Here is a 7,630-nt window from a genome sequence, read left to right on the forward strand (position 1 = left end):
CCAATACGGGATTCAGTTCCGGTCTCAACTCCGGCTTCGGCGCGTCCCCCCAGGAATTCCAAGTGGAGCCCGACCAGGCCATCGATTCCATGGACATGTACTTCGAGTGCATCACGACCTGCTCCCTGGATGACGGCGCCTGCGTGACCCGCTGCGTCGAACAACTGCGAGAGCAAGCCTGAGGTCCTGCGGGGAGACCGAGGGCAGGCTTCAGAACAGCAAATGCGCACAGGGACCATCGCCCTGTCGCAATCGCTACGACCGCAACTGAAACACTTTGTAGCTTTGGCAGGTCCAACAGCTCTTCGCGGTGCGTGCCATGTCTGAACCCCTCGCCCTCAGCCTCGGTCAGCAATTTGAGCTGGAGCGCATGAGCCGGGCCATCGAGGCCACCGCTGATCTGCAAACCCTCCAGGGTATTGCCAAGCAACTCCTGCAGGCCTGGCAAAGCCAGAAAGCTGCCACCCAATGGGTGATGCGCCAACAACTCGGCACACCAGCCCAGATCGCCCCCGGCCTGGCCCAGCACCTGGCCCACGAGGCTTGAGTAAGCAGACCTGAATCAGGCGGCCCGTATCAGAAGGCCCGTATCAGGAGGAACCACCCAGTTGGGCGGGCACCACCGTTATTTCAAACTGCCGGCCAGCCCTACTGACGCTGAGGGTCAAGCTGCCCCCCACGCCAGCCTTTTCGACAGCCGCCACCAACTCGATCGGGCTGGCCGTTGCCTTGCCGGCTGCAGCCAGAATCACGTCTCCCTGTTGCAAACCAGCCCGGAAAGCCGGGCTGCCTGCCTGGACCGACATCACCCGCACCCCCTGGCTCAGGCCGGTGCCATCGCCAGGCTTGACAGCCTCAAGGCCGATCCCAATCACCGGGTGGGCAACCCGGCCGGTGGAAATCAGCTGGCGGGCAATTTCGCGGGCCCGATTGATCGGAATGGCAAAGCCCAGCCCAGCCCCAGGACCGGTGCGCACCAGGGTGTTGATGCCGATCACCTCCCCCTCCGCATTGAGCAAGGGCCCACCGGAGTTCCCCGGATTGATCGCCGCATCGGTCTGAATCAGATCGAGCCGTTTGTCAGTGATGCCGAGCTTGCTGGCATTGCGGTTGAGGTTGCTGATGATGCCCATCGTCACCGTGTTATCGAGTCCGTAGGGATTGCCCACGGCGATCGCCCACTCGCCGACCTGCAGGCCGTCGGAATTGCCCAGGGGCGCCACTGGCCAGGGCCCTGAGCCGGCCAGCTTGACCACCGCCAGGTCGGTGAGGCGATCCAACCCCACCACCGAGCCCTCCACCCGACGGCCGTCCTGCATGCCCACGGTCACCCGGCTGCTCTTCTCCACCACGTGGGCATTGGTGAGGATCAGGCCATCAACCTGAAAAATAAAGCCGCTGCCCTGGCCCCTTTCGGTGCGCTGGGAAGGCTGCTGCTGGGGCATGCCGAAGAACTGGCGGAACAGGGGATCATTCAGCAAACTCCGCGGCAACCCGCCCGTGCCGCCCCCGGACACCAGCACGGTGCGCTCGGTGTCAATTGTGACCACCGCCGGCCCCGCCCGGCGCACCGCTGCCGCCACAAACGACTGGCGGGCCAGGCCCGCTGAAGCTGCCACCTGGGCCCGGGCCGCCACCCATCCCCAGGGAGACAGCGCTGCGGAAATCACCAGGCCCGCCGCCAACATTCCGGAGGGGAGCCTGGGCCAGGTGCGCAATCCAGCCGCCATCACTATCGCCACCAATCTCTCCAAACCGTAGGCAGGCAAGCGGCCACGCCTGCGGCGCCCAAAGCCTTAAGTTAGGTGAATAATTCCTTCAAGGCATGGACACCAGCCGGCTTCTGCTTGCCTTCCTTGCATTCGGAGCAGCATGCACCACCCTTTGGGCCTGGATGCTTGCCAACTCCGGTAACCCCGCCGCCGTTCCAGGGCCCATCTCACGCCAATCCAGGCAATGATGGCCTCAAGGCCCTCTCGCCCTGATCAGCGGCCTGCCCCCCGGCCATGAATGCCCTGGTCTCCCAGCTGCTCCCCCTTCTCTATCTGGCCTGCTTGGTGGCCTTGCTGTGGCAGGCCTTCAAAGTGATGGGGCGAGGTTTCAGGGCAATCCCCAGACCGGGCGATCCTGATGCGGCCGGCACCCTCCCCAACCCGTCTGCAGCCGAGGCCCCTACCGATCGCACCGGACGGCTCACCATCCATCCCGAGCTCCTCGATGCCGATGGCCAGCTCACCGACGAAGACCTGCTCACCGTGCGCTTCAGCGGTGACAACGAGCAGCCCGCTTACCCGGGTGACCCCAACTGAATAGGCTCACCGTTGAGCAAGTGCTTTTCAGCGGAGACAGAAGGTGGATCAACGGACCAAAATCGTGGCAGCTGTGCTGGCGAACCTGAAGTTACCGCCGCGGTTCCGCCTCAAGCTGATCAAGGAGGATCCGATCCGGCTGGAGCTGAGCATTACCCCCGCCTACGGCAAAGACCCGATCCTGGTGGGCCTGGTGGAATCCCAAGACCTGGTGGCCCGCCGCGACCGCGAAGGCCGCATCCCCCGTGACCTGCAGGGCACTTGGGACTGGACCGTGCGCCACGGCAAGGTAAGCACCGGCGGCTGGAACCCCTATCTCAAGGAAGCCCTGCAGACCATGTTTGAAACCGGTCTACCCGCCATCGTCTACGAGGAACTCACCGGCGAGGCATACCACCCTGTCGATGGCGTCCGTCACGTGCGCTGATCCCAACCACGACACCCACTCCCCTGCCGATTGACGGGCTCCTGGAGCCGCTGCTCGAGGCCTGTAAACCCGGGGCCACGGTGCTGCTGCAGGCCCCGCCGGGGGCGGGCAAAACAACCCGAGTACCCCTTGCCCTGCTGGAGCCCCCAGCCGGCAGCGTCTGCCCTGGCCCCATCGGCCGGATCTGGATGCTGGAGCCCCGCCGGCTGGCGGCCAAAGCTGCGGCCCAACGGCTGGCCGCCGAGCTCGGCGAATCGGTGGGCGAGCGGGTTGGTTACAGCGTTCGGCTGGAGTCGTGCACCTCGGCGGCAACCCGGCTGGAGGTGCTCACCGACGGGCTGTTCCTCAGGCGCCTCCAGGCCGATCCCGGCCTCGCTGGGGTGGACTGCCTGATCTTCGATGAATTCCATGAGCGGGGGGCCGACACCGACCTGGCCCTGGCCCTGGTGCGCCAGGCCCGCGAACTGCTCAGGCCTGATCTGAGGCTGGTGGTGATGTCGGCCACCCTCAACCTGGCCCCCCTGGCCCAGCAACTCCCTGGGGCCGCCGTGCTCAGCAGCGAGGGCCGCTGCCACCCGGTGACGATCAGCCACCAAACGCCCAGGGCCGATGAGCGGCTGGAGCAGCAGGTGGTGCGCGCTCTAGAGCAGCACTGGCTCGAGCAGCGGGGCCAGGGCGAAACCGTGCTGGTGTTCCTGCCGGGCCTGCGGGAGATCCAGGCCTGCAGCCGGGCCATCGCTGCCACCAGCTGGGGGCAGGCGATCGACTGCGTGCCCCTGCACGGCAACCTGCCCCTGGCGGCCCAGGGATGCGCCATCGGCCCGGCCCAGCAAGCCGCCGGCAAGGTGGTTCTGGCCACCTCCATCGCCGAGAGCTCCCTCACCCTGGCCGGAGTCAACCTGGTGCTCGACAGCGGCCTCAGCCGTCACAACCGCTTCAACCCAGGCAGCGGCATGGACGGCCTGGTGACCGTGCCGGCCAGCCTGGCCAGCGCCGAGCAGCGGGCGGGGCGGGCGGGACGGCTGGGTCCGGGCCGTTGCCTGCGGCTGTGGTCACCGGCCGAACAGCAGCGGCGGCCGGCCTTCGACCCGCCGGAACTGCTGGAGCTCGATCCCATGCCCCTGGCCCTGCAGCTGGCCCGCTGGGGAGACCCCCTGGGCACCAGCCTGGCCTGGCTGGATCCGCCCCCAGCGCAGCCCCTGCAGGAAGCCCGCCAGCGACTCAGCCAGCTCGGCGCCATCGATGGGCAAGGCCACCTGAGCCTCCACGGCCAGAGGCTGGCCCAGCTGGGGCTGCATCCGCGCCTGGCCCAGTTATTGCTGCTCGGTGAGCAACGCGGCCAGCTCGACCTGGCCTGCGCCCTGGCGGTGCTGCTCAGCGAGCGGGATCCCCTGCCGCGCCAGGAGGCGGGCTGCGACCTGCTGCGTCGCCTCGACTGGCTGGCAGCGGACAGCCCGGCCGATGGCCGCCGCCGGCAGCTGCGGCAGATTCAGGCCCAGCTGCGGCGCCAGGTGCGCCAGCTGGCACCCCATCCCCCCCACGCAGCGGCCGCAGAGCCAGGGCGGCTTGGCAGCATCGCCGACTCGGCTGCCCAACTGGTAGCCGCCGCCTACCCGGAGCGGCTGGCCCTGGCCAGGCCCGGCAGGCCTGGTCGGTTTCTGTTGAGCGGCGGCCGCGGTGCCGTGCTCCATCCAGGCGACCCCCTGGTGGCCAGCCCCGCCCTGGCCATTGCCCAGCTCGACGGCCAGGGTCAGGAAGCCCGGATTCAGCTGGCCCTGGCCCTGGATCCGGAGCAGCTGCGCGAGTTGGCCCGGCAGCCTGGCGGGCTAGGGCGCACCCAGTTGGAGAGTCGCTGGGATGGGGAAGCCCAGCGGGTGCGCAGCGAACGCTGCCTCTGCCTTGGATCCCTGGTGTTGGAACGCCAGCCCTGGAACGGTGCCGATCCCGAGGCCATCGGCAGGGCGCTGCTGGATGGGCTGCGGCAGCTGGGATTGGAGGCGCTGCCCTGGGATCGCTCCAGCCGCCAACTTCAACACCGCCTCAGCCTGGCCCACCAACACCTCGGCGATCCCTGGCCCAATCGCAGCCAGGCCTGGCTGCTCGCCGAACTGGAAACCTGGCTCGGCCCCCGGCTCCTGGGCCTGCGCAGCCGCGACGATCTGCAGACACTCCCCCTGGAGGAGGCGCTGTGGGGCGACTGCCCCTGGAACCTGCGCCCCCAGCTGGAGCGGCTCTTGCCGGCGGGCCTGACCGTGCCCTCCGGTCGCAGGGTGGAGCTGGACTACAGCAGCGGCCTGCCGGTGCTGGCCGTGAAATTGCAGGAGCTCTTCGGGGCCAGCGCCAACCCCACGGTGCTCGAGGGCCGGCTGGCCGTGACCGTCCAGCTCCTCACCCCGGCAGGGAGGCCCGCGGCCGTCACCCAGGACCTGGCCGGCTTCTGGCAGGGCGGCTACCAGGAGGTGCGCAGGCAACTGCGGGGGCGCTATCCCAAACACCCTTGGCCAGAAGATCCGAGCCAGGCCCAGGCCACTGCCCTGACCAAGGCCAAGGCTCAGGCCAAGGCCAAGGCCCAGGCGAGCCGATTGCCGTAGTTGCCCCAATGGGCTCCCGGCCCAGGGCTGGTCCAAACTGGCAGCTTCTCGAATGCACCGCTTGGCTCGCTTCTACGTGAAGAACCGCCGCGATGGGTCGAGGCTGCTCAGCACTGCCCTGGTGATCTGTGCTGCGGGCCTGATCAGGATCGACCAACCGATCGGCCAGGCGGTTGCCCTTGGGGCGGGCCTGGTCAGCGCCTACTGGTGGCATTGCTACCGCCAACTCCAGCAATGACAGGATCGGGCGACAGCCCCACCATCCCGCGCTACAGCGTTGCGGAGCTAAACGGGGCCGTGGCCAGCCTGCTGGAGCGCGGCTTTGCGCCCCGCTTTCTGCTGGATGCCACCGTCAGCAGACCCCAGCTCAAGAAGGGCCATCTCTGGATGACCTTGGTCGATGGTCAGGCCTCGATCACGGCAGTGGTGTGGGCGTCACAGCTGGCCAAGCTCAGTTTCGTGCCGGGCGATGGGGACGGCGTGGTGGTGGTGGGCAAGCTGAATTTTTGGAGCAGTCGGGCCAGCCTCTGCGTCCAGGCCCTGGATATCCGGCCCAGCCTCAGCAGCGTGCTGCGCCAATTTGAGCAGGTGCGCGACCAGCTGGCCCGCGAAGGGCTCCTGGATCCGGCCCGCAAAAGGTCCCTGCCCCCCTTCCCGCAACGCATCGCCCTGCTGACGAGCTGCCCCAGCTCGGCATTGGCCGACATGCTGCGCACGGCCGCCGAGCGCTGGCCCGCCACCCGGCTGCTGGTGGTTCCGATTCCAGTGCAGGGGCCCGTCCAAAGGCAAATCGCAGAGGCCTTGATACGGGTCGGCAATCAGGCCGAAGGAATGGGCATCGAAGCCCTGGTGCTTGCCCGCGGCGGCGGCAGCCGGGAGGATCTGGCCGTTTTTGACCACCTGGAGCTGGCCCTCTGCCTGGCCAATTGCCCGGTGCCCGTGGTGAGTGGGATTGGCCATGAAGATGACACCACCATCGCCGACCTGGTGGCCGACCTGCGGGCGGCAACACCCACGGCCGCCGTGGTGGCCCTGCTGCCCGACCGGGTAACGGTCCGCCAAGGGCTGCGGCAACAGGCCGTCCATCTGGGACAGCTGGGAAGGGCGCGGCTCCAGGGGGAACGCCAGCGTCTCGGCCACCAGCGTGAACGACTGGAAATCCTGCATCCGCTCAGCCTGCTGGCGGCCAGACGGACCGGCCTGCTGCATGCGCAGCAATTGCTAAAAGCCCTCTCGCCCCAGCATCAGCTGGCAAGGGGGTTCAGCCTGGTGCACAACGCCGATGGGCAGCTGGTGCGCTCGATCCAACAACTGAAGCAAGGGGACCTCCTGTCGCACCAGTTGGCCGATGGCCAAGTGGGTACGGAAGTGCGCGAGATTTACGGGCCCGCCGAACCGGTCGAGTCCTGAGCCATGCCGAAGGCCAAAAGCACCAAAAACAGCTCTGACGAAAGCGATCTCTCTTACAACGAAGCCCACACAGCCCTGCAACTCACCCTGGCGGCCCTGCAGGCCAATGACCTCGACGTGGAGGAGATGGCCGGCCTCTATCGACGGGCCCGGGGCTATCTGGATCGCTGCGAGGTCCTGCTGACCAGGGTGGAAGAGGAGGTGATGGTGTGGAATGAAGGCAGTGAAACGCCCGTTCCCCTCAGCGATTCCCCGTGAGCAGCACCCAACCCAGCAAGCCAGCGACTGGCAACCCCCTGCTCAAGTGGATCTACCTGGCCCTGGCGATCGCCGGGGCGGTGCTGCCCTGGCTTGCAAACATCGAATTCATTCGCGAATACGGATCCAGCTTCGATCTGGGCCTGTTTGTGCAACTGGCAAATGCCAATCCAGCCGCCGGTTCCCTCTCGCGTGATCTGGCTATCGGTGCCACAGCTGTGGTGATCTGGATAGTGCAGGAGAGTCGCCGACTGGAGATGCGCGGCCTGGCCTGGGTTTTGCTCTGCTCAGTAACAGTAGCTTTTGCCTGCGGGGCACCCCTATTTCTGTACCTGAGGGAACGCAGGCTGGCCGAGCTGGCAGCAGAAGCCAGCCCATTGGCCTAATCCTCCTCAACGACCTCAACGTCAATGGTGATATTGCTGGCATCGAGCTGGTCCTGGCTTGATGTTGGGCTGGAACCGCCATCGAGCGGGGAGCCACATGCCGGGCATAGGTCGGGGGCAGTGCTGGTGAAACCGCAGGCCGGGCATGGGCGCAGCCTCCTTTGCAGAACCTGCCAGGCCACAAAGCCCGCCGCGCCCAGCAACAGGGGCAAGAGCAGAAAAAGCAGGGTGAGGCCACCGACAAGATCG

At 67.1% G+C, this 7,630-nt stretch carries 12 protein-coding genes; 10 read left to right on the plus strand and 2 right to left on the minus strand.

Annotated elements, in window-relative coordinates:
• Together KBZ15_RS14425 and KBZ15_RS14430 are read left to right on the plus strand one after the other, a co-directional pair.
• The coding region (locus tag KBZ15_RS14425) for a hypothetical protein (protein WP_255015912.1) at positions 1 to 182 on the plus strand (182 nt) is incomplete at its 5' end.
• Positions 183 to 319: 137 nt separating this feature from the next.
• Positions 320 to 547: a hypothetical protein gene (locus tag KBZ15_RS14430; RefSeq protein WP_197151724.1), complete on the plus strand. Its 228-nt coding sequence runs from the start codon at positions 320 to 322 to the stop codon at positions 545 to 547.
• A 43-nt stretch (positions 548 to 590) separates the two neighbouring features.
• Here the strand turns inward: KBZ15_RS14430 and KBZ15_RS14435 are convergent, their stop codons facing one another.
• Complete coding sequence (locus tag KBZ15_RS14435; RefSeq protein WP_396123499.1) at positions 591 to 1,550, minus strand: trypsin-like peptidase domain-containing protein; 960 nt, start codon at positions 1,548 to 1,550, stop codon at positions 591 to 593.
• Between KBZ15_RS14435 and KBZ15_RS18580 the strand changes: the two genes are divergently transcribed.
• The 8 genes from KBZ15_RS18580 (at position 1,543) to KBZ15_RS14475 (ending at position 7,381) form a co-directional block, all read left to right on the plus strand.
• The gene (locus tag KBZ15_RS18580; protein ID WP_255015913.1) at positions 1,543 to 1,761 is read left to right on the plus strand and encodes a hypothetical protein; all 219 of its coding nucleotides are present in this window, start codon (positions 1,543 to 1,545) and stop codon (positions 1,759 to 1,761) included. The genes KBZ15_RS14435 and KBZ15_RS18580 overlap by 8 nt on opposite strands.
• A 245-nt stretch (positions 1,762 to 2,006) precedes the next feature.
• A complete protein-coding gene (locus KBZ15_RS14445; RefSeq protein WP_255015905.1) occupies positions 2,007 to 2,309 on the plus strand; it encodes a DUF2973 domain-containing protein in 303 nt (100 codons plus the stop codon).
• 43 nt (positions 2,310 to 2,352) lie between these two features.
• Positions 2,353 to 2,736, plus strand: a complete 384-nt coding sequence (locus KBZ15_RS14450) for a hypothetical protein (RefSeq protein WP_197151729.1) — start codon at positions 2,353 to 2,355, stop codon at positions 2,734 to 2,736.
• A gap of 29 nt (positions 2,737 to 2,765) precedes the next feature.
• A complete protein-coding gene (gene hrpB, locus KBZ15_RS14455; RefSeq protein ID WP_315859901.1) occupies positions 2,766 to 5,327 on the plus strand; it encodes an ATP-dependent helicase HrpB in 2,562 nt (853 codons plus the stop codon).
• A gap of 52 nt (positions 5,328 to 5,379) precedes the next feature.
• A complete protein-coding gene (locus KBZ15_RS14460; protein WP_254931419.1) occupies positions 5,380 to 5,565 on the plus strand; it encodes a hypothetical protein in 186 nt (61 codons plus the stop codon).
• Positions 5,562 to 6,737, plus strand: a complete 1,176-nt coding sequence (xseA, locus tag KBZ15_RS14465; RefSeq protein WP_255015906.1) for an exodeoxyribonuclease VII large subunit — start codon at positions 5,562 to 5,564, stop codon at positions 6,735 to 6,737. Before KBZ15_RS14460 ends, xseA begins: the two co-directional genes overlap by 4 nt.
• A 3-nt stretch (positions 6,738 to 6,740) precedes the next feature.
• Positions 6,741 to 6,995 (plus strand): exodeoxyribonuclease VII small subunit, encoded by a 255-nt coding sequence (locus tag KBZ15_RS14470; RefSeq protein WP_255015907.1) that lies wholly within the window; start codon positions 6,741 to 6,743, stop codon positions 6,993 to 6,995.
• Entirely contained in the window at positions 6,992 to 7,381 is a 390-nt protein-coding gene (locus KBZ15_RS14475) for a DUF2834 domain-containing protein (RefSeq protein WP_255015908.1), read from the plus strand. The genes KBZ15_RS14470 and KBZ15_RS14475 overlap by 4 nt, the downstream gene beginning before the upstream one ends.
• Here the strand turns inward: KBZ15_RS14475 and KBZ15_RS14480 are convergent.
• Positions 7,378 to 7,630 (minus strand): hypothetical protein (locus KBZ15_RS14480; RefSeq protein WP_255015909.1); only part of this gene is annotated, 253 nt, incomplete at its 5' end. The genes KBZ15_RS14475 and KBZ15_RS14480 overlap by 4 nt on opposite strands.

It is taken from the genome of Cyanobium sp. BA20m-p-22 (assembly GCF_024346275.1).
Lineage (GTDB): Bacteria > Cyanobacteriota > Cyanobacteriia > PCC-6307 > Cyanobiaceae > Cyanobium_A.

What these genes read in the sequence shown, in the direction of transcription:
- KBZ15_RS14430 (WP_197151724.1), top strand. Translation starts at nt 320, where the DNA reads ATGTCTGAACCCCTCGCCCTCAGCCTCGGTCAGCAATTTGAGCTGGAG.
- KBZ15_RS14445 (WP_255015905.1), top strand. Translation starts at nt 2,007, where the DNA reads ATGAATGCCCTGGTCTCCCAGCTGCTCCCCCTTCTCTATCTGGCCTGC.
- KBZ15_RS14460 (WP_254931419.1), top strand. Translation starts at nt 5,380, where the DNA reads ATGCACCGCTTGGCTCGCTTCTACGTGAAGAACCGCCGCGATGGGTCG.
- xseA (WP_255015906.1), top strand. Translation starts at nt 5,562, where the DNA reads ATGACAGGATCGGGCGACAGCCCCACCATCCCGCGCTACAGCGTTGCG.
- KBZ15_RS14470 (WP_255015907.1), top strand. Translation starts at nt 6,741, where the DNA reads ATGCCGAAGGCCAAAAGCACCAAAAACAGCTCTGACGAAAGCGATCTC.